The organism is Myceligenerans crystallogenes, from assembly GCF_039529775.1.
In the GTDB taxonomy this organism is placed as follows: Bacteria; Actinomycetota; Actinomycetes; order Actinomycetales; family Cellulomonadaceae; genus Myceligenerans; species Myceligenerans crystallogenes.
In genome coordinates this window covers 65,270-84,655 of sequence record NZ_BAAANL010000004.1, presented here as the reverse complement: position 1 = coordinate 84,655, position 19,386 = coordinate 65,270, and the positions used below count along the sequence as shown (strand labels likewise).

The 19,386-nt window shown below is 71.7% G+C and carries 16 protein-coding genes; 7 read left to right on the top strand and 9 right to left on the bottom strand.

Annotation, left to right across the window (positions count from 1 at the left end):
* Positions 1-10 precede the first annotated feature (10 nt).
* Complete coding sequence (locus tag ABD208_RS10675; RefSeq protein WP_344102462.1) at positions 11-1,273, bottom strand: endonuclease/exonuclease/phosphatase family protein; 1,263 nt, start codon at positions 1,271-1,273, stop codon at positions 11-13.
* Positions 1,274-1,452: 179 nt separating this feature from the next.
* Positions 1,453-3,771, bottom strand: coding sequence for an immune inhibitor A domain-containing protein (locus tag ABD208_RS10670; protein WP_344102460.1), 2,319 nt, complete (start codon positions 3,769-3,771; stop codon positions 1,453-1,455).
* A gap of 282 nt (positions 3,772-4,053) precedes the next feature.
* On the opposite strand from ABD208_RS10670, the gene ABD208_RS10665 reads away from it, so the two are divergent.
* Together ABD208_RS10665 and ABD208_RS10660 are read left to right on the top strand one after the other, a co-directional pair.
* Positions 4,054-5,283 (top strand): MFS transporter, encoded by a 1,230-nt coding sequence (locus ABD208_RS10665; RefSeq protein ID WP_344102457.1) that lies wholly within the window; start codon positions 4,054-4,056, stop codon positions 5,281-5,283.
* 66 nt (positions 5,284-5,349) lie between these two features.
* Positions 5,350-7,101, top strand: a complete 1,752-nt coding sequence (locus tag ABD208_RS10660; RefSeq protein ID WP_344102455.1) for an ATP-binding protein — start codon at positions 5,350-5,352, stop codon at positions 7,099-7,101.
* A 58-nt stretch (positions 7,102-7,159) separates the two neighbouring features.
* Here ABD208_RS10660 and ABD208_RS10655 read toward each other — a convergent pair whose 3' ends face one another.
* Positions 7,160-7,828, bottom strand: coding sequence for a pentapeptide repeat-containing protein (locus ABD208_RS10655; RefSeq protein ID WP_344102453.1), 669 nt, complete (start codon positions 7,826-7,828; stop codon positions 7,160-7,162).
* A 117-nt stretch (positions 7,829-7,945) separates the two neighbouring features.
* Between ABD208_RS10655 and ABD208_RS10650 the strand changes: the two genes are divergently transcribed.
* On the top strand, positions 7,946-8,938 hold the full coding sequence (locus ABD208_RS10650) for a Gfo/Idh/MocA family protein (RefSeq protein ID WP_344102452.1): 993 nt from the start codon (positions 7,946-7,948) through the stop codon (positions 8,936-8,938).
* A gap of 126 nt (positions 8,939-9,064) precedes the next feature.
* Here ABD208_RS10650 and ABD208_RS10645 read toward each other — a convergent pair whose 3' ends face one another.
* The 4 genes from ABD208_RS10645 to ABD208_RS10630 form a co-directional block, all read right to left on the bottom strand.
* On the bottom strand, positions 9,065-9,508 hold the full coding sequence (locus ABD208_RS10645; protein WP_344102451.1) for a hypothetical protein: 444 nt from the start codon (positions 9,506-9,508) through the stop codon (positions 9,065-9,067).
* 198 nt (positions 9,509-9,706) lie between these two features.
* Positions 9,707-10,564 carry an amino acid ABC transporter ATP-binding protein gene (locus tag ABD208_RS10640; RefSeq protein ID WP_344102450.1) on the bottom strand — a complete coding sequence of 286 codons (858 nt, stop codon included), beginning with the start codon at positions 10,562-10,564 and terminating at the stop codon, positions 9,707-9,709.
* Positions 10,551-11,213: an amino acid ABC transporter permease gene (locus ABD208_RS10635; protein WP_344103224.1), complete on the bottom strand. Its 663-nt coding sequence runs from the start codon at positions 11,211-11,213 to the stop codon at positions 10,551-10,553. The genes ABD208_RS10640 and ABD208_RS10635 overlap by 14 nt, the downstream gene beginning before the upstream one ends.
* Positions 11,214-11,264: 51 nt before the next feature.
* Positions 11,265-12,065 carry an amino acid ABC transporter substrate-binding protein gene (locus tag ABD208_RS10630; RefSeq protein ID WP_344102448.1) on the bottom strand — a complete coding sequence of 267 codons (801 nt, stop codon included), beginning with the start codon at positions 12,063-12,065 and terminating at the stop codon, positions 11,265-11,267.
* 174 nt (positions 12,066-12,239) lie between these two features.
* On the opposite strand from ABD208_RS10630, the gene ABD208_RS10625 reads away from it, so the two are divergent.
* From ABD208_RS10625 to ABD208_RS10615, 3 genes are all read left to right on the top strand, one after another.
* Positions 12,240-13,913, top strand: coding sequence for an amidohydrolase (locus tag ABD208_RS10625; RefSeq protein ID WP_344102446.1), 1,674 nt, complete (start codon positions 12,240-12,242; stop codon positions 13,911-13,913).
* A 138-nt stretch (positions 13,914-14,051) separates the two neighbouring features.
* Entirely contained in the window at positions 14,052-14,711 is a 660-nt protein-coding gene (locus ABD208_RS10620; RefSeq protein WP_344102444.1) for a sigma-70 family RNA polymerase sigma factor, read from the top strand.
* On the top strand, positions 14,708-16,336 hold the full coding sequence (locus ABD208_RS10615; RefSeq protein ID WP_344102442.1) for a hypothetical protein: 1,629 nt from the start codon (positions 14,708-14,710) through the stop codon (positions 16,334-16,336). Before ABD208_RS10620 ends, ABD208_RS10615 begins: the two co-directional genes overlap by 4 nt.
* 137 nt (positions 16,337-16,473) lie before the next feature.
* Here ABD208_RS10615 and ABD208_RS10610 read toward each other — a convergent pair whose 3' ends face one another.
* Together ABD208_RS10610 and ABD208_RS10605 are read right to left on the bottom strand one after the other, a co-directional pair.
* Positions 16,474-17,214, bottom strand: coding sequence for a VOC family protein (locus ABD208_RS10610; RefSeq protein WP_344102440.1), 741 nt, complete (start codon positions 17,212-17,214; stop codon positions 16,474-16,476).
* Positions 17,215-17,381: 167 nt separating this feature from the next.
* Positions 17,382-17,759, bottom strand: a complete 378-nt coding sequence (locus ABD208_RS10605) for an ArsR/SmtB family transcription factor (protein WP_344102438.1) — start codon at positions 17,757-17,759, stop codon at positions 17,382-17,384.
* Positions 17,760-17,842: 83 nt separating this feature from the next.
* Here ABD208_RS10605 and ABD208_RS10600 point away from each other — a divergent pair, with 83 nt between their 5' ends.
* On the top strand, positions 17,843-19,360 hold the full coding sequence (locus ABD208_RS10600) for an FAD-dependent oxidoreductase (RefSeq protein ID WP_344102436.1): 1,518 nt from the start codon (positions 17,843-17,845) through the stop codon (positions 19,358-19,360).
* Positions 19,361-19,386: the final 26 nt, after the last annotated feature.

Here is a 19,386-nt window from a genome sequence, read left to right as displayed (position 1 = left end):
CCGGCCCGGATCAGAAGCGCACGTCCACCGAGACCAGGCGGTGGTCGCTACTCGGGAACGGGTAGACGCCCGTGAGGCGGGACAGCGGCTCGCCGGACGCCGGCCAGAACACCGACGCGTCGCGGACCCGCAGGTCACGGCTCAGGAGCGTGTAGTCCACGCGCAGGTTGCCGGGCGCCGTGTCGGCGAAGTCCGCCGTGTCGAGGGCCGGGTCGCCGGTGTGGGTCGTGTTGGCGCCCGCCTGCAGGGCGGCCGCCTCGGCCGCGCCCGCCGACGTCGCCGCCGGGTCCTGGATCCTGCGGTGCTCCAGCAGCTGGTCGATCGCCTTGTCGTACGAGTCGCCGTCGGCCGGGTCGGCGTTGTAGTCGCCCACGATCACGAACGACTCGCCGCGCCCGAGGCCGCCGCGGCGGCCCTTGTCGTCGTAGACGTACGACGCCGTCCGGCCGCCCGACACGTAGTCCGCCCAGAAGCGGATCTCGTCGTGGTTGCGGCGGCCGTTGCGGTCCTCGGCGCCGTCGAACGTGGGCGGCGTCGGGTGCGCGGCCAGCACGTGCACCGTCTCGCGGCCCACGCGGACCGGGACGTCCCAGTGCGACTTCGAGGACAGCGGCAGCACCGCGAGCTCCTCGTCGGTGTACCAGGGCAGGCCCGTGGCCGGGTCCTGCGGGAGCAGGGCGCCGGGCATGTCCTGCCACAGGAAGTTCTGGAACGTGCGCGCGTGACGCGTGTCGATCGGGTACCTCGACAGCACGAGCATGCCGTACTGGCCCGGGAACACACCGAAGCCGAGCGCGTCGTCGCCGCCGGAGACGACGCCGTTGTTGTTCAGGTCGAAGCCGGAGGGGATGCCGGTGTTCGACGGCGCGACGAACGCGTACGGGTACTCGATCGCCCGGGCGTCGCCCTGGGCGACCTCGAGGTAGTTCTCGCGGAACAGGTCGGCGGCCCGGCCGGCGGCGTCGAAGTCGAACTCGTTGAGCAGCACGACGTCCGGCCGCGCGTGCTGGATGACCTCGGCGACGACCTGCGCCTGGGTGTTCGCGCCGGTCGACAGGTCGCTGACGAGCTGCCCGTCGGCGTTGCGGTTCAGCGACAGGTTGTAGGTCGCCACGCGCAGGCTCTTCGCGCGGGACGACGACGTCGTGGCGGCGGACCCGGCGGCAGCGGCGCCGTCGTCGTCCGGGGCGGTCGCGGCGACGGCCGCGCCACCGCCGGTGACCAGGGCGGCGGCAAGAACGAGACCCGCGGTGCGCAGGACTGGGCGGCGCATAGGTGCTCCTTGGGGGATGACGGATGAGGTGCCCGCCCAGCTAACCGGCCCGGGATGAACCCCAGGTGAAGCGAGGCCATCGAGTTGCCGCCGGTGCCGTGGGCGGGAACGGCCCGGGAACGACGTCAGCCCGCGCCCCCCTGGTGAGGGGACGCGGGCTGACGGCGGCTGTCAGGTGATCAGCTGCGGCCGACGTAGATGGTCATGTGGCCGTTGGCGCTGTCCTGGTCCAGGACGGCGATCCGGGTGCCGGTGCCGCCGACGATCGTCGAGTGGCCCGGGTTCGCCGGGTCGTAGTAGGCGTTCGGGTCCGTGTCGTCGAAGACGCGGACCTGCTTGGGGGCCCTGGTCTTCAGCGTGAAGGCGCCCGCCGTCGTCTCCTGGTGGAGCGAGATCGGGTCGGTCTTCTTGATACCGAAGGTCGAGTCGAACGTCTGGATCCGGTTACGGGCGATCGAGCCGTTGCTCCACTTGAGCGGGGCCGGCCGGGAGTCGACCGGAAGCGCCTCGCCGTGACCCGGGTGGGTCTTGGTGTTGTTGTCGCCGTACAGGCCGTTCACGTACCAGATCAGCAGGCCGTCCTGGTAGGGGAAGTGCTCGACCTTGTTCGGGTTGGACTGCGCCCAGCCGAAGTTGTACGGGCCCTCCTTGAGCGTGACGTCGTAGCCGCCGTACACCCGGTGCTCGGCCAGGTAGTAGTGCGAGAACGTCTGCTCCATCGTGCCGTTCGTGACGGTCCAGTCACCGGTCCAGCCCGACGCGTCGGTGAAGTCCTCGGTCAGGGCGTCGCCCACGGCGACGTCGTCGACCGCGAATCCCTTGCCGTTCGTGCCGCCGTCCGAGGTGTAGCGGAAGCGGAGCTGCGCGGTCTGGCCCGAATAGGCCGCCAGATCGGCGGTCAGCGCGACCCAGCCCTCGGACGTGCCGTCGATGCCGCCGCCCGGGTTGGTGCCGTTCGGGTCGTCGTCGGTCGACAGGTTCGTGGACAGCGAGGTCCACGAGGAGCCGCCGTCGGTCGAGACCTCGGCGAAGGCGTAGTCGTAGCCCGCCTCGATGTCGTAGTTGACCTGAGCGGACAGCTGCGCACCGGCCGGCACCACGAACGACGCCGAGGTGTACGGCGAGTTCATGTTGTTGCCGGTGCCGGAGAAGGCGTAGTTGCCGTCGAGCGGGTCGATGCCGGTCGAGACCTGGGCGGTGCCGTCCGGCAGGTTCACCAGCGCGGCCTGCGCGCGGGTCGTGGCGTGGAACGACGGCCCGAGCTTCACGAAGCCGGCCTCGTCCGCCTGGACGGTCTCGTAGTCGAGCCAGCCGAGGAAGAGCTTCTCGTGGGCGCCCATGTGGTCCGGCGTCGTGCCGATGTTGCCGGCCTTCTCGCCGTGGCCCAGCCACGAGCCGCTGCTCATGAGGTTCCAGAAGCCGGTGCCGTTCTCGCCGCCGGAGGTGTCGTAGTAGTCCGGCAGGCCGAGGTCGTGACCGAACTCGTGCGCGAAGACGCCGAGGCCGCCGTTCTCCGGCTCCGTGGTGTAGTCACGGATCCACAGGTCGGTGTCGCCGATCTTGATGCCGCCGAGCTTCGGGAAGTCCGCGGGACCGTCGGTGCCGAGACCGCCCTGGTTGACCGCCCAGCGGTGCGACCAGATGGCCCACGGCTCGGCGCCGGCCTCCTCGCCCTCGCCGGAGTGCACGGCCTGGAAGTGGTCGATGTAGCCGTCGGGCTCGTTGATGATGCCGTCGCCGTCGACGTCGTACCGGTCCCAGATGTCGAACGACTCGAGGTAGGCCTCGATCTCGGCCTGGGTCTTGCCGGCGGCGACCTGCTGCTCGTACCAGGCGTTCGCGGCGTCCTGGATGAACGCGGTCATGGACGTGCCGGTCTCGCCGCCCTCCTCGTCGCCGCCGCCGTAGTAGGAGGCGCGGTTCGGGACGGTGACCCAGTCGGAGACGTCACCCTGGAGGTCGAAACGGCCCGAGGACATCTCGTCGTAGACGTCGTGGAACGACTCACCGGTGTTCTCGCCGGTGAAGAACATGTCCATGAAGTGGGCGCGCGAGAAGTCGGCTTCCCAGTAGGTGGAGTTGTCGTCGGCCGCCGGCTCGGGGATCTCGTTGTGCAGCGGACCCGCCGGGCTGTCCGGGAAGAACGACGAGCCCTCGCCGTCGCCGAACTCGACCAGGAAGGTGAGCAGCTGTGCCGTCTCCTGGGTGCCGTACTCGACGTACTCGCCCGGGGCGATCTTGACGACCTCGGACCTCCGGTCGCCCTTGCCGCGGGTGGTCACCTCGGCCTCGCCGGTGGCGACCATCTCGACGGCGTCCATCTTGCGCTCACGCTGCTTGTCGGCGAGGGCGTCGGGACGGTCGTCCGAGTGCTCGTGAGCGTGCGACGCCGGGTCCGGCTCCGACACACTCGGCGCGGCGACGGCGGCTGCCGGCACGAGCACGCTCGTGAGCAGCAGAGCCGCGCCAGCGCCGGCTGCGCTGATTCGTGGATTCATGGATTCCTCCGGGGTGTGAGAACCCCCGGCCACGAGAGCCGGAGGCGCTGACGACGGGCCAGGCACGGACCACGACGTCCGTACAGGACCCAATCACCGTTCCGTTTCAGGAATGTTGCGAATGGCACGTTACTGCATCTCGACCCCAAGGGAAACAAGGCGGAAACCCGCCACTATCGACGGCGGAAAGCCGCCACATAGCATTTCGCCGGGTTTTCACGATTCACCAGATGGTGGGACGACGGAAAAACGGTTGCCGCCCTGTGCCAGACTGTCGAATCGATGCGACCCTCCCCGGAACCCCCCGCGATCATGCCCTCGCACGCTGCCGAAAAGGCGGCGCAACGCCGTGCCCTCGTAGCACTGATCGCGCTGTCCACCTCCGCCTTCATGTTCGTCACGGCAGAGAGCCTGCCCGGCGGCCTGCTGACGATCATGGCCCGTGGCCTGGAGCGTTCCACCTCGCAGATCGGGCTGCTGGTGACCGCGTACGCCGTCGTCGTCGTGATCGCGACCGTGCCGCTGGCGCATCTGACGCGGCGGTTCGGCCGGCGCGCCGTCCTCGCGGGGACGACGGCGGTCTGCGCGGCCGGACTGGTGTGGTCGGGGCTCGCGGTGGGTTACTGGGATCTGCTCGCCTCCCGGGTCGTCACCGCATTGGGCCAGGCATTGTTCTGGGCGATCGTGATGCCCGCGGCGGCGAGCATGTTCCCGCGCGAGGTGCGCGGAAAGATGATCGCGCGGCTCACCATCGGGAATTCCCTCGGGCCCATGCTCGGCGTCCCGTTCGGAACCTGGCTTGGGCAGCTGACCACCTGGCGCGTGCCTTTTCTGGTCATCGCGGCGGTGAGCGCGCTGGCCTGTGCGGCGATCCTGCTGACGATGCCGGACGGCTCGGAGGCGCGCGACGACACGTCACGCGGCACGCATCCGGACCGACGCCGGTTCGTGGTGCTGCTGGTGGTGACGTTCCTTCTGGTCACAGGATCGTTCGCGTGGCTCACCTTCATCACGGAGTTCATGCTGGAGGTCGCCGGGTTCGACGACCGGTGGCTCTCGGCGCTGCTCCTGGCGAGCGGTGGCGCCGGTCTGGTCGGAACACTCCTGGCCGGGTTCGTGCTCGATCGCTGGCCGTGGCTGACGCTCGCCGGCGGCGGGGCGGCGGTGACGGTGTTCCTCGTCGTCCTGCAGCTGTTCGGGGCGGTCCCGTGGGCCGCCGTCGTCGGCATGCTGCTGTGGGGGATGTCGTTCAGCTTCGTCCCGCCGGTCGCCGCGCATCTGTCCATGCAGACGGCCCCGGGCGCCACCGAGATGGCGACGGCGCTGAACAGCTCGGTCTTCAATCTCGGCATCGCCTCGGGCGCCGCCCTGGGCGCCTTCGTCGTCGCGCAGTGGGGCCCGCACCTGATCCCGGTCGCGGGCGCGGTCTTCGTGCTGGCCGCGGTCATCCTGACGGTGTGGGACATACGGCTGAGCGCCCGCCAGGGTGCGAGCCGTACACCAAAAGTGTGAGTCATAGTGTGAGAGCGCGAGTCAAAGTGCGATTCAAAGCGCGAGTCCGAGTGGCAGAGTGTGATAATGGATGGCGTGATTGCTCCTCAGCTCTCAGAGATTGTGGCCCTTCTCCGTGACGAACGGAGTGATACGGCGGACATCGAGGTCAAGCGTGCCTCCGGCGGATTTCCCAAGAACCTCGCCTCAACCGTGTCCGCGATGACGAACAAGCCGGGCGGCGGCACCATCGTGCTGGGCCTCGACGAATCAGCGGACTTCGCACCGGTTGGCGTATACGACGTCGCCGAGTGCCAGAAGGCCCTGGCGTCGCTGGCGCGCGATGCCATGAAGCCACCGGTGAAGATCGACATCTCGACCGTCGACTTCGAGGGCACCACCGTCGTCGTCGGCCATGTGCACGAGACCCCGCCGTCCGAGAAGCCCGCGATGATCCGTGCCAACCGGAAGTCGTACGTGCGGTCGTACGACGGCGACTACGAGCTGGCCGACAACGAGGTGCAGCGTTTCATCGCCACGCGATCGAAGCCGACCTTCGACCTCACGCCCGTGGATGCGGGACCTGAGGCGCTCGACAAGGCCCTCGCCGACTTCTTCCTGGCGACGATGCGCAACGAGTCGAGACGGATGAACAAGTACACGGACGACGAGATTCTTCTGAACGCCGGCGTCATGACGAGCGACGGGAAGCTCACCTTGGCGGGTCTGCTCGCACTCGGTGACTACCCGCAGCGGTGGTATCCGAGCCTTGGGATCGAGGCTGCGATGGTGCTGCCTGACGGAACTGACGATCCCGAGATCAGGGTCGCTGATCGTGCGCGGTTCGACGGCCCGATTCCCGACATGCTGGACGACGCAGTCCGGTGGGTCGTGCGGAACACTGCCACCCGTATCGTCTTCGGAGCTGACGGGCACGGCCGCGACGTACACACCTATCCGATCAAGGCCGTACGGGAACTTATCGCCAATGCGTTGGTTCACCGCGATCTCGGTCCGCACGCGAACAACGAGCCGATCTCGTTGCGGCTGACGAAGAATCAACTGGTGATCGCCAACCCGGGCGGCCTCTGGTCGATGACGGTCGGCAGGCTCGGTACGGTCGGGCCGACTGCGCGGCGGAACGAAGCGCTCGTTCGCATCCTTCAGAACGTCATGACCCAAGACGGCCGGCGCGTGATCGAAGGGCTCGGCACCGGGATCCGTGCGGTCCTCGACTCACTGGACTCCGCCGGGATGACGCGGCCGCGGTTCGTCGACAACGGCATCGCGTTCACGGTGCTCGTCCCGAACCACGCTCTGCTCAACCCGGCGGACATCGAATGGATCTCGCGGGTTGCGGCGGGTGCCCGGCTGAATGACGTGCAGCGGCATGTCCTCGCCTCGATGCGACACGGTGTGGCCTGGACCAATCGCGAGTTGCGACAGCACTTCCCCATGGACTCGGTGGTGGCACGGGTCTACCTACAGGGCTTGGTGGACGCGGGGCTCGCCGAGGTCGTCGGAGATCGAGGATCGACCCAGTACCGGTTGAACAGGGCGCTTGTCGCCGAACCAGAGAACAGTCGCCCACACGATGCGGCCGACGAGCCGCCGTCGTCACAGGACGCGGACACAGGCGGCGGCATGAGAACGAGGAATGCCGCCGTGGTCCTCGATGCGTTGTCCGGCAGGGCCCTGACCTTCCAGGAACTCGGCGAGCAGACCGGACTCACCGCTGCGAAGCTTCGCTGGGCACTCATGAAGCTCCGGGAGAACAGGGAGGTCGAGGTGATGGGCGGCCAAGGCGTCAAGGGCTCTCGGTACAGGCTTGTCGACTGATCTCAGCGTCGGAACAAACCGGGCTACCGGGAACGAGGGCGGTCCATCGACGCCGGGCTCAGTCGACGACGGTGATGCCGAGTGCCGCCGCCAGGGCGGGAGCCAGCGACGCCAGCTGGCCGGAGTCGATCGTGGCGCCGCCGAGGGACTCGATCCCCCGGAGCTCGCGGAGCTCGGCGCCGCGCAGGTCGACGTGCTGCAGGGCCGATCCCTGGACGTCGAGGCCGCCGACCCGGGTTCCGGTGAACGCGACCCGCGAGGCGGTGGCCTGCACCAGGTCGAGCTCGTCGATGGTGCAGTCGGCGAAGACGACGTCCTGCAGCTGCGCGCCGCGGAGGTTCACGAAACCCAGCTTGCAGTCGACGAAGCGCACGGAGTCCCAGGTCGACTCGTACAGCTCCGCCGACCCGAGCCGCGCGCCCCGGACCTCGACGTCGCGCCACCGGCCGCGCACCCCGCGCAGCACGGGCACGTCGAGGCGTTCGAGCACGCACTCGCTCAGCTTCGCGGTGCCCAGCTCCGCCTCGTCGGCCCGCAGACCCACGAAGCGCGACCCGTACACGCTCGCCCGGGCCAGCTCCACGGCGTCGACCCGCAGATCAAGGAACTCGAACCCCTCGAGGTCCGCGCCGGGCTCCAGATCGTAGGCATCCCCCGCGGCCAGATCCTCCAGCACCACGGGATCGAGCAGGGGAGCGGTCACCGTCTTCGAAGTCCTCCGAGCCACCGCCCCAGCCTAGCCACGACGGGAGCCTCCCCCGGAGGAGATCGGTTCGGGACGCCGCCTGCCGGCGTCCGGGAGACGCCGCACGCGGCGTCGTCGTCCACCGTTACGCTCGCCCGTATGACACACCTGCGTTGGGGCATCCTCGCCACGGGCGGTATCGCCCACGCCTTCACCAGTGACCTCAAGGACAACGGCTTCACCGTGCAGGCCGTGGGCTCGCGTTCCGCCGGCAAGGCCCAGGCCTTCGCGGACGAGTTCGGGATCCCGAACGCGCACGGCTCCTACGAGGACCTGGTCGCGGACCCCGAGGTCGACATCGTCTACGTCGCCACCCCGCACCCCATGCACGCCGCCGATGCCGCGCTCGTGCTCAACGCCGGCAAGCACGTGCTGGTCGAGAAGCCGTTCACCCTGAACAAGGGCGAGGCGGAGGCGCTCGCGGCGCTCGCGGAGGCCAAGGGCCTGCTCGCGATGGAGGCCATGTGGACGCGTTACCTGCCGCACATGGCCCGCATCCGCGAGATCCTCGCCGCGGGCACCCTCGGCGAGGTCCGCACCGTGATCGCCGACCACTGCCAGGACCTGCCCGACGACCCCGCCCACCGCATCAACGCCCTGGAGCTCGGCGGCGGATCCCTGCTCGACCTGGGGATCTACCCCATCTCCTTCGCCTGGGACATCCTCGGCGAGCCGCTCACCGTCCAGTCGCACGCGACGTTCAAGGAGACCGGCGCGGACGCCACGATCGCCACGATCTTCGGGTACGACGGCGGCCGGCTGGCCACGACCATCTCGGCGTCGGACACGCGCGGGCCGGTCACGGCGTCGATCCTGGGGACCGACGGCCGGATCGACATCGACTCCTGGTGGTTCACGCCGACGTCGTTCCGCGTGATCGACCCCGAGGGGAACGTGACCGACGAGTTCTCGAGCGAGGGCCTGGTGACCGGCCGCGGCATGCACTTCCAGGCGCTGGAGGCGGAACGCCTCGTCGCCGAGGGCAAGACCGACGGCGAGATCCTCCCGCTCGCGGAGACGGTCGCCATCATGGGCACCCTCGACGAGATCCGCGGCCAGATCGGCCTGGCCTACCCGGGCGAACAGCGCTGACGCGTCCCGCCGCCGCGCCGTGGACGGCGCGCGGCGGGTTGCCGGTGCCGGAACGGTGGCGCCGGGCGCGCCGCCGGGGCGCCGCGGGGTAGGGCCGGGGCCGGCCCTGCCCCGCGCGGGCCGGCCCTACTCCGACGTGGCGCCGCTCATGGTCGAGGCCAGCGACTCCTCGACCAGGGCGGCGAAGATGCCCTGGAGGACCCGCGGGCCCACGGACCAGGACTCGAGGAACTCCGTCACCGTGATCTTCGCGAGGTCGCCCGCGGTCGCCAGCTCGTGGCGCCGCAGCACGTTCTTGTGCCGGGCGGGGATGTCGACGTTCTGGAGGTTCAGCTCGGCGGGGAGCCGGGGGAAGACGGACGCGACGTGGCTGTCCGGGCGATACCTGATCGCCAGCAGGGCCACCTCGTGCGCCACCTCGTTCAGCTTGGAGTCAGGGGTGTCGGCGATGGGTGCCGCCCACCGGGGATCCGGCTGATTGGCGTCGAGGCCCGGGACGGTGCCGAGCCAGGGAAAAGCGTCCGTCCACAGCAGGGTGGGCGGTGTCTCGGGCGCTGTTGCTTCAGTCATTCGTCTTCCTGGGAGGCAATCGGTCATGCGCTGGCAAATCTGAGGTTGCTCACCACGGGTCAGCATCCCCAACTTCACCAGGTCCTGAGGGAACGCGACATGAAAATAGCCGAACTTCACCCACTGGCGATGGGTGAAATTTCCCGTGGCCCGGCGCAACGGCCCTGACCACGGCCCTGCCGGAACGGCCCCGCGCCGCTATTCCAGGGGATGCAGCAGCCTCCGCAGGAACTGCCGGGTACGTTCCTGCGCCGGTTCAAGGAACATCCGTGCCGGATCCCCGCGTTCGACGACGACGCCCTCGTCGAGGAACAGCACCTCGTCCGCCACCGCGCGCGCGAACTGCAGCTCGTGGGTGACCACGACCATGGTCCAGCCCTCGTCCGCGAGCTCCTTCATCACGGTCAGCACCTCGCCGACGAGCTCCGGGTCCAGCGCCGACGTCGGCTCGTCGAACAGCAGGAGCTCCGGCCGCAGCGCGAGCGCCCGCACGATCCCCACCCGCTGCTGCTGGCCGCCGGACAGCTCGTGCGGGTACGCGTCGCGCTTCCCGGCCAGGCCCACGCGATCCAGCAGCACCAGCGCGCGTTCGACGGCGTCGGCGCGCCGCTCCCGCTGCACCTGGACCGGCCCCTCGACGACGTTCTGCAGCACCGTGCGGTGCGGGAAGAGGTTGTGCTGCTGGAACACCATCGCCGACAGGTCGCGCAGGGCGAACTTCTCGCGGTCGGTGACCTTCCGCGAGAAGTCGAGGGCGAGCCGGCGACCGGGGACGCCCTCGGCCACGATCGTGCCGGCGTCGGGCACGGCGAGGCCGTTGAGCGAGCGCAGCAGCGTCGTCTTGCCCGATCCGGACGGCCCGATCAGGGCCGTCACCTGCCCGCGCCGCACGTCCAGGTCGATCCCGCGCAGCACGTGGTTGTCCCCGAAGGACTTGTGCAGGCCACGCACGGTCAGCAGGGGAGTGCCGTGCCCGACGGCGCCGGGCTCCAGCGGATCCGCGGGCGTTCCGGGACCGGTGCTCCCGGCGTCGTGCGTGCCCTCAGTGCGCGACATAGCGGTCCAGCCTCTTCTCGATCGCACCCTGCGCGGTCGCCAGCACCGTGCAGAACATCCAGTAGATCAGCGCCGCCTCCACGTAGAGCAGCATGAACTGGTCGGTGTTGCTCGCGGCGATCTCCTGCGCCTTGCGGAACTGCTCCGTCACCAGGATGGTCGACGCCAGCGAGGTGTCCTTGACCAGCGAGATGAACGTGTTCGACAGCGGGGGCACGGACACGCGCGTCGCCTGCGGCAGCACGATCCGCCGCAGGGTGCGCGCCGTCGACATGCCGATCGTGTACCCGGCCTCCCACTGCCCGCGCGGCACCGACAGGATCGCCGCGCGCACGATCTCGGCGGCATAGCCGCCGACGTTCAGCGAGAACGCGATGATGGCGCTCGGCCACGGGTCGACGACGACGCCGAGGTTCGGCAGCCCGTAGAACACGATGAACAGCTGCACGAGCAGCGGCGTACCGCGGATCACCGACACGTAGGCCGTGCCGATCCCGGCCAGGACCACGTTCGGGGAGAGCCGCAGCAACGCCACGAACAGCGCGATCACCAGGCCGATCGCGAACGAGACGAGGGTGAGCGGGATCGTCCCGGTCAGCCCGCCCGACAGGATCGGCCAGAAGGAGTCCCGGGCGAGCTGCCAGTCGATCTGCTCCGTCACGTCAGGTTCCCGGCTTCACGATCGGGTGCTGCCCGGGAGTCACTCCGAGACGTCCTCGCCGAAGTACTTCTCGCTGAGCTCGGCGAGCGTGCCGTCCTCGCGCAGCTCGCCGAGCGCGCCGGTGATCTCGGTGACCAGCGCCTCGCGCTCGGGCTTGGCCACGAACGCGGACTCGGACGTCTCGTCGGTCTCGGCGGCGATCTTGAGGCCGGTCTCGCCGCCCTGCTGCTTCTCGTAGTCGAGGTAGGTCAGGGTGTCGTTGATCGTGGCGTCCACGCGGCCGTCCCGCAGCAGCGAGACCGACTGCGCCCAGCCCTCGACGTTCTCGATCTCGGCGCCGGACTCCTCGGCCAGGTCGCGCCAGTTGCTGGTCAGCGACTGCGCGGTCTTCTTGCCGTCCAGGTCCTCGAACGAGCCGATGTCGGTGTTGTCCTCCGTGACGACGACGGCGCCGCGCGAGACCGTGTAGGGGTCGCTGAACACGTAGTCCGCCTCGCGGTCCGGGGTGATCGTGACCTGGTTGGCGATCGTGTCGAACCGGCCCGCGTCCAGCCCGGCGAAGATCGCGTCCCACTGGGTCTCCGCGAACTCGACCTCCAGGCCGAGCTTCTCGCCCACGGCCTGTGCCACCTCGACGTCGTACCCGACGAGCTCGCCCGAGTCGTCGTGGTAGCTGAACGGCTGGTAGGTACCCTCGGTCGCGACGGTGAGGACGCCGTCCTTCACCAGGCCCAGGCCGTTGTCGTCGCCGGAACCGGAGCCGCCGGACGAGCATGCCGCGAGCGCGAGCAGCGCGAGGGAGGCGGCGGCCGCCGAGGCGAGGGGGCGGATGCGGGTCATGGGGTTTTGCTCCGTTTCGACGAGGGCCGGGGCTGGGGCCGGTCGGCCTGCAGCCCTATACATAGGCGTGGTATATCGCTGTCATCGATCCTACCGATTCAAGCCGTCTCTCAGTACCACTCTGGCCCGAGACGTGCGTCACCGCGTGCCGAGACGCCGCCGTACCGTAGCCGCGTGACCGTGATCCTCCTGACCCGCGCCCGCCTCCTCGGCACGGACCACCTCGTCGACCTCCACCTCGGCGACGGCCTGATCACCCGGATCGTCCCGTCCGGAACGAGCTCGGGGCCTTCGACGGTCGCCGGCGCCGGGGAGGCGCCGGGCCGGGGGCCGGAGGTCGTCGACCTCGACGGGCGGTGGGTGGTGCCCGGCCTGTGGGACGCGCACACGCACCTGGAGCAGTGGGCGCTGGTGCGGCGGCGGCTCGACGTGTCGTCCGCGACGTCCGCCGCGCACGCCGTGCGGCTGGTGCGGGAGGCACTGGACGCGCGGGCTTCCGGCGGGCCGGGGAGCTCCGGGGACGACGACGGCGCCGGCGAGCCGCTGGTCGGGTTCGGGCTGCACTGGGCGACCTGGCCGGAGGCGCCCGCCGCGGACCTGCTCGACGGCGCCGGGGACGTGCCCGTGGTGCTGATCTCGTTCGACCTGCACTCCGCCTGGGTGAACACGGCGGGGCTGCGCCACCTGGGGATCGACCACCCGACCGGGCTGCTGCTGGAGGACGAGATGCTCCCGGCGGAGCAGATCGACCACCCGGCCGGGCCCGACCTGGACCGCCTGGTACGGAGCGCGGCGCGGGCCGCGGCGGAACGCGGCGTCGTCGGCGTCGTCGACTTCGGGTCCGACGACAACGTCACCGCCTGGCGGCGCCGCGCCGCCGGCTGGGACGGGCTGCGCGTCCGCGCCGGCGTCTGGCACCGGGACCTCGAGGCGGCGCTCGCGGACGGGCTGCGCACCGGGGACCGGCTCGGCGGGTCGCCCCTCGTGGAGCTGGGCTCGCTCAAGGTGATCAGCGACGGGTCGCTGAACTCGCGCACCGCCTGCTGCTTCGACCCGTACGGGGTGCCCGCCGCCGCGGCCGGGAGCGGCGCCGGGCAGGCGCCCGGCGTCGTCGTGCACGGGCCCGACGACGCCGCGCGCGGCGTGCTCAACCTTCCCGCCGGGGAACTGCGCCGGCTCATGGCGCGCGCCACCGACGCCGGGCTGACCTGCGCGATCCATGCGATCGGCGACCGGGCCAACGCTCTGGCGCTCGACGCGTTCGAGCGCACGGGCGCGCGCGGATCGATCGAGCACGCGCAGCTCGTGCGGTGGGACGACGTCGCCCGGTTCGCGGCGCTGGGGGTGACCGCCAGCGTGCAGCCCGAGCACGCCATGGACGACCGCGACGTGGCCGAGGTGCTGTGGCCCGCCCGGACCGACCGGGCGTTCCCGCTGGCCCGCCTGGCCGCGGCGGGCGTCACGCTGACGCTCGGGTCGGACGCGCCCGTCGCGCCGCTCGATCCCTGGCACGCCATCGCGTCGGCGGTGACGCGCACGCGGGGCGGGCGCGACCCGTGGCACGCCGAGCAGGCGCTGAGCTTCGGGCAGGCGCTCGCGGCGTCGTCCGGCGGGCACGGGATCACGCCGCGGACCGGCGGGCGGGCCGATCTCGCGATCCTGGACGCGGACCTGCCCCAGGTCGCCCCGGCTGATCCCGCGGTTCCGGGCGCGGCCCGGACCCGGGGCGCCGCGGGGCCGGGGCATCCGGGGGACACGGCGGATCCGGCCGCGCTCTCCGAGCGGCTCCGGGGCATGCCGGTGGCCGGCACACTGCTGGCCGGGGAGTGGACCCACCGGTCGCTGTGACCGGGGTCGGGACCGGCCGCGACAAGTGCGTCTCAACGCTCCGGGTGCCGCAGGCGTCAGGGGTGGTGGGAGTGCGGAACGGATTCCGCGCCACGAGGCGGAGGCGACGATGAAGGCGGAGAGCGCGGTGAGGCGGCCATGACCCGGTGGGACGCCGAGCTGACCCAGATGGTCCGGCAGCGCGGGCCGGCGCTGGTGGGTTACGCGTACATGCTGACGAGCGACCGCTCGCTGGCCGAGGATCTCGTGCAGGACGCGCTGGTCAAGGTGTACTCGCGCTTCAGCCGGCCGCGCGGTCAGGCGTCCGGTGCGGCGACCGTGGACCTCACGAACCCGATCACGCATCCGGAGGCCTACCTCCGGCAGACGATCCTCACCCTCTACCTCGACGGCTACCGGCGCAGGCGCCGCTGGACGGGCGTGCGGCACCTGCTGGCGGGCGACGAGTCGACCCGGTCGGCGGAGCACGCGGCGTCGGCCCGGACCGACGTCGGCGCCGCCCTGCGGGCCCTGACCCCGAAGCAGCGCGCCTGCGTGGTGCTGCGCTACTACGAGGACCGCACGGTGCCGCAGATCGCGGAGGCGCTCGGCGTCTCGCAGGGAACGGTGAAGCGGCACCTGTTCGACGCCATGCCGACCCTGCGGGGGCTGCTGGGCGGCGACCACGACCAGACCGCCGCGCACGGGCAGGGCGAGGCGGGCAAGAGACACCAGGGCGACCGGAGGTCGCTGAGCGGAACGAAGGCGACCGGAGCGACGGCAGCCGGAACGGCCGAGGAAAGGGGTGAGGCACGATGAGCACGAACCACTCGTATGACGCGTGGGCCACGCCCCAGGAGGACGAGGCTCTGACCGGGCTCTTCCGGGAGCACGGTGCCGCCGGGCGAGAGGGTGCCGCCGCGATGCTCGAGGAGGCTCTCGTGCCGATCCGCTCGCGGGTCCGCCGCAGGCGCGTGACGAAGGCCGTGGCCACCGGTGCGGGAACGCTGGCCGTCACCGGGATCGTGGTGTTCGGCGCGATCCAGGCCGCCGGCCTGCAGGGCGACGACGCGAGCCTGCCCGCCGACCCGTCGCCGTCGAACTCCCCGGCCGAACGGCAGGTCACGCCGACGCCGGGCGGCACGCCCAGCGCGAGCCCGGCGAGCGACCGGTTCGCCCTTGCTCCCGGCACGCAGCCGCTCGGCTGGGACGCCACGGACTACGCGTGCGGCATGCCGTGGGAGGACGTGGGCGGGAACGGCTCGCCGATGTCGCTGGCCCTGACCGAGGACTTCGGGCCGGGGCCGGTCCCCGGGGTCTGGACCGCGACCGCGACGCTGGATTCCGGCGGCCTGAGCACCGACGGCCTGCACGTCGCCGTGTCGCCCGTGCTCATCTGGGGGTACGACGGCGTGGCCGTGGCGTTCGGCCGGTACGCCCCGCCGCACGAGCAGCTCCCCGCCGACCTCGAGGCCTACGCCGGCGGGTTCGACGCGAGCGGCCGGCTCGACGTCGTGCTCGACACGGCGGTGGCCGCGACCTGCGCGAACGACTTCGACTCCGGCGCGTACGGCAGCGACGGCGACCTCGGGTCGGCGCCCAAGCTCCCCGCGGGCACGTACGACGTCGTCGCGCTGCTGCCGGCCGCGGACGCGCAGCGGCCGGACAACGGCACGGGGACGCCGTCGGCGTTCAGCGAGCCGTTCCGGGTGCGGGTCGCGCAGGACGGGACGCCGCGCGTCGTCGGCGGGGTGACGGCGCCGGGGTCCGGCGACGCGACGGAAGCGGGCGACGCCGGGTCCGACGACGCCGCGTCCGGCCGGGCCGAGCCGGACGGGTCCGGGACGGAGGGGACGGGGAGCGGGGCAGGGACCGAGCCGGTGGCCGACACGATCACCGCGAGGTACCAGGACGGTTACGTGCCGGACGGCTGGCCCGCGGACGCCTGGCCGGACGGGACCCACGAACCCTCGTGCGGCATGCCGGTCTCCGAGCTGCTGGCGAACCGGAGCTCGGCGTTCACGGCGGATCTCGGGGGGTCGATCACGCCGGAGGTGGTGGGCAGCGGCGTGGCTACCCCGGTGGACATCAGCGGCGACTTCACGGGTGTCTACGCGTGGCACCGGCCCACGATGGTCTGGGTGCAGGACGGCGTCGTCGTCGATCTCGGGTTCTTCGTCGGCGACTTCGGTGCCACGGCGTCCGAGGCCTCGGGCGGGACCTGGTCCGGTACAGCGTGGTGGACCGGGAGGTCGACCTGTTACGACGTCGAGCCGTCACGCGAGGGCGAGTCACCGGTGGACACCTACCACCACGTCCGGGACGACGGCGTGTACGAGGTCTACGCGGCGACCCACCTCCTGTACGAGGACGAGCGGCCCGCCGAGGTGATCGTCTCCGACCCGGTGACCGTCACCGTCGAGGACGGCGAGGTCGTCGGCTGACGGGTGCGGGGTACGGCCGTGGGGGGATCTGGGGTGGAGCCTCCTGGTGAGGGCGAGCGAGCGGGGGGGGGGGGGAGGTTTTCGGGTGCGGGTCCGGGTCACGCCCGGACCCGCACCCGCCGCTCGCCGCGGTGCGGTCAGCTCTTGGCCTGGCAGAGGCAGAACGGGTGGCCCGCCGGGTCGGCGAACACGCGGAAGTCCTCCTCGCCGGTCTCGCCCGGGTGGTGGAGGCGGGTCGCGCCGAGGGCGAGGGTCGCCTCCTCCGCCACGTCCAGGTCGTCCACGTACACGTCGAGGTGGCCCTGCTGGGGGCGGGCCGGGTCCGGCCAGGCGGGCGGGTTGTAGTTCTCGACCTGCTGGAACAGGATCGGCCGGTCGCCGCCGGTCATGCCCATGCCGTCCTGGTCGTAGGCGACCGGCTCGCCGATCAGGGCGGCCCAGAACTGCACGGCCTCGTGGGCGTCCGGCACGTCGAAGTTGACGCCCACCACCGTGGTGTCCGCGCCGTCGGTGACGCAGAGGTCGAACGGGTGGCCCGACGGGTCCGCCAGGGTGGTCCACCGCTCCTCCTCTGCCAGCACCGTGGCGCCCTGCTCGACCGCGCGGGCGCTCGCGCCCGGCACGTCGGGTGCCTTCAGGTCCAGGTGGACCTGCTGCGGGTGCTCCTGGCCCGGCCACTGCGCGGGCACGAGGTCGGGGGCGAGCTGGAAGTTCAGGTGCCAGCCGTCCGGGGTGCGGGTCGACACCCAGTCGTCGTCGGCCGACGTCGTCTCACCACCGGTGATCCCGTTCCAGAACCGCGCCGACGCCGCCGGATCCGGCACGTCGAGCACGAACGACCCCATCCGCGCGATGCCCGGCTGCTGTGTCTCGGTCATGATGCTCCCTTCGTCGGAACCAGCATGCCGCGGCTGTCTGACATCGACGAGAGGTGAGGCGGAGGGTGCGGGCCGAGGAACGAGGCTCGCGCCCGGAGGCGAACCCGAGGAGATGGCAGGACAAGCGCTGACATCGACGAGAGGGGCACGCTCGAGTGCCAGAGGCTCTACGCCGCGGTCTCGGTGAGGAGGGCGCCCAGGCGGGTGAGGGACCCCGGGACGACGGCGTAGTAGGCCCACTTGCCGCGCTTCTCCCGGGTCAGGAGCCCGGCGTCGACCAGGATCTTCAGGTGATGGCTCACCGTCGCCTGGGCCAGGCCGAGGGGTTCGACGAGATCGCAGACGCAGGCCTCCGCGCCCTCGTGGGCGGCCACGAGCGAGAGCAGGCGGACGCGCGCCGGGTCGCCCAGCGCCTTGAACGCGCGGGCGAGATCGACCGCGGCCGCCGGGTCGGCCGCCTCGCGGACGAGCGGCGCGCAGCACACCACCGGCGCGGAGCTCGTGGCCGGCGGGCCCGTCAGGAGGGTGAGCTGCGCGGTGGTCATGCGCCCATCTTGCCACGCATCGAAGTTTATGGATACGTTGTCGCCGTACACACATCGAAGAACTTCGATCTGAGGGAGTGAACATGACCGAGACGCCCCGCGAGGAGCTCCCCGTCGTCGTCATCGGAGCCGGGCCCGTCGGCCTGGCCGCCGCCGCGCACCTGCTCGAACGCGGCCTCGAACCGCTCGTCCTCGAAGCCGGGTCCGGCCCCGGAGCGGCCGTCGCCGGGTGGGGCCACGTCCGGCTCTTCTCGCCGTGGCGCTACGGCATCGACGCGGCGGCCCGGCGCCTGCTCTCCGAGCCCCTGACCGGCTGGACCGAGCCGGACCCGGACGCCCTGCCCACCGGCGCGGACCTCGTCGAGCGCTACCTGACGCCGCTCGCCCGGGCGCTCGGCGACCGCGTCCGCTACGGCCAGCGGGTGATCGCGGTCGCCAGGCAGGGCGCCGACCGCATGCGGTCGCTCGGCCGCGAACGCCTGCCCTGGCTGGTGCGCACCGACGACGGCGACGTCCTCGCCCGCGCCGTGATCGACGCGTCGGGGACCTATGGCACGCCCAACCCGCTCGGCGTCTCCGGGCTGCCGGCCCAGGGCGAGTCCGAGGCGGGGGCCCACCTCGTCGGCGCGCTCCCGGACGTCCTCGGCCGGGAGCGCGCCCGGTTCGCGGGCCGGCGCACGCTGGTGGCCGGCATGGGCCACTCGGCCGCGAACACGCTGCTCGGCCTGGTCGAACTGGCGGAGCAGGAGCCGGGCACGGAGATCGTCTGGGCGATCCGCGGCGGATCCCCGCGCCGCCTCTACGGCGGCGGCACCGACGACCAGCTCCCCGCCCGCGGCCTCCTCGGCACGCGCCTGCGCGACGCGGTCGAGTCGGGACGCGTCACGCTCGTCACCCGCGCGACGATCGACGCGGTGTCGCCGGTCGAGGCGGACGGCGAGGCTCTGCCGGAAGGTATGCGGCCGCAGGGCGATGCGCCGGCGGACGGCGTCGGGCGCGCACCCGCAGGTGGCGTCGGACGTGCCGCGGCGGACGGCGTCGTACGCGCCGCGGCCGGCACCGTGCGGGTCCTCGGGTCCGGGCGGCGCGACGGCGTGGACGGCCCGCTCGACGTCGTCGTCCACAACATCGCCGCGGCGACCGGCTTCCGGCCGGATCTGGCGATGCTGCGCGAGGTGCAGCTCGACCTCGACCCGATCGTCGAGGCGCCGTCGCGCCTGGCGCCGCTCATCGACCCGAACCTGCACTCCTGCGGCACGGTCCCGCCGCACGGCGAGGCCGAGCTGGCCCACCCCGACGACGGCTTCTACCTCGCGGGCATGAAGTCGTACGGCCGCGCCCCGACGTTCCTCCTGGCCACGGGTTACGAGCAGGTCCGCTCGATCGCGGCGGCCCTGGCGGGGGACCGCGCCGCGGCCGACGCCGTCGAGCTGGACCTCCCGCGCACGGGCGTCTGCTCGTCGGACCTCGCCCTCCAGGCCGACGCGGACGGCACCGTCTCCCCGCAGGCCCTGGCCGCCGCCGCGACCCAGGTCGACGCCTGCTGCGCCGTCCCGTCCGCTCCCCAGCCGATCACGATCGGCGCCGCTCCGTCCCGCTGAGGTCGCCGGGGCGACCGCGAGGATGG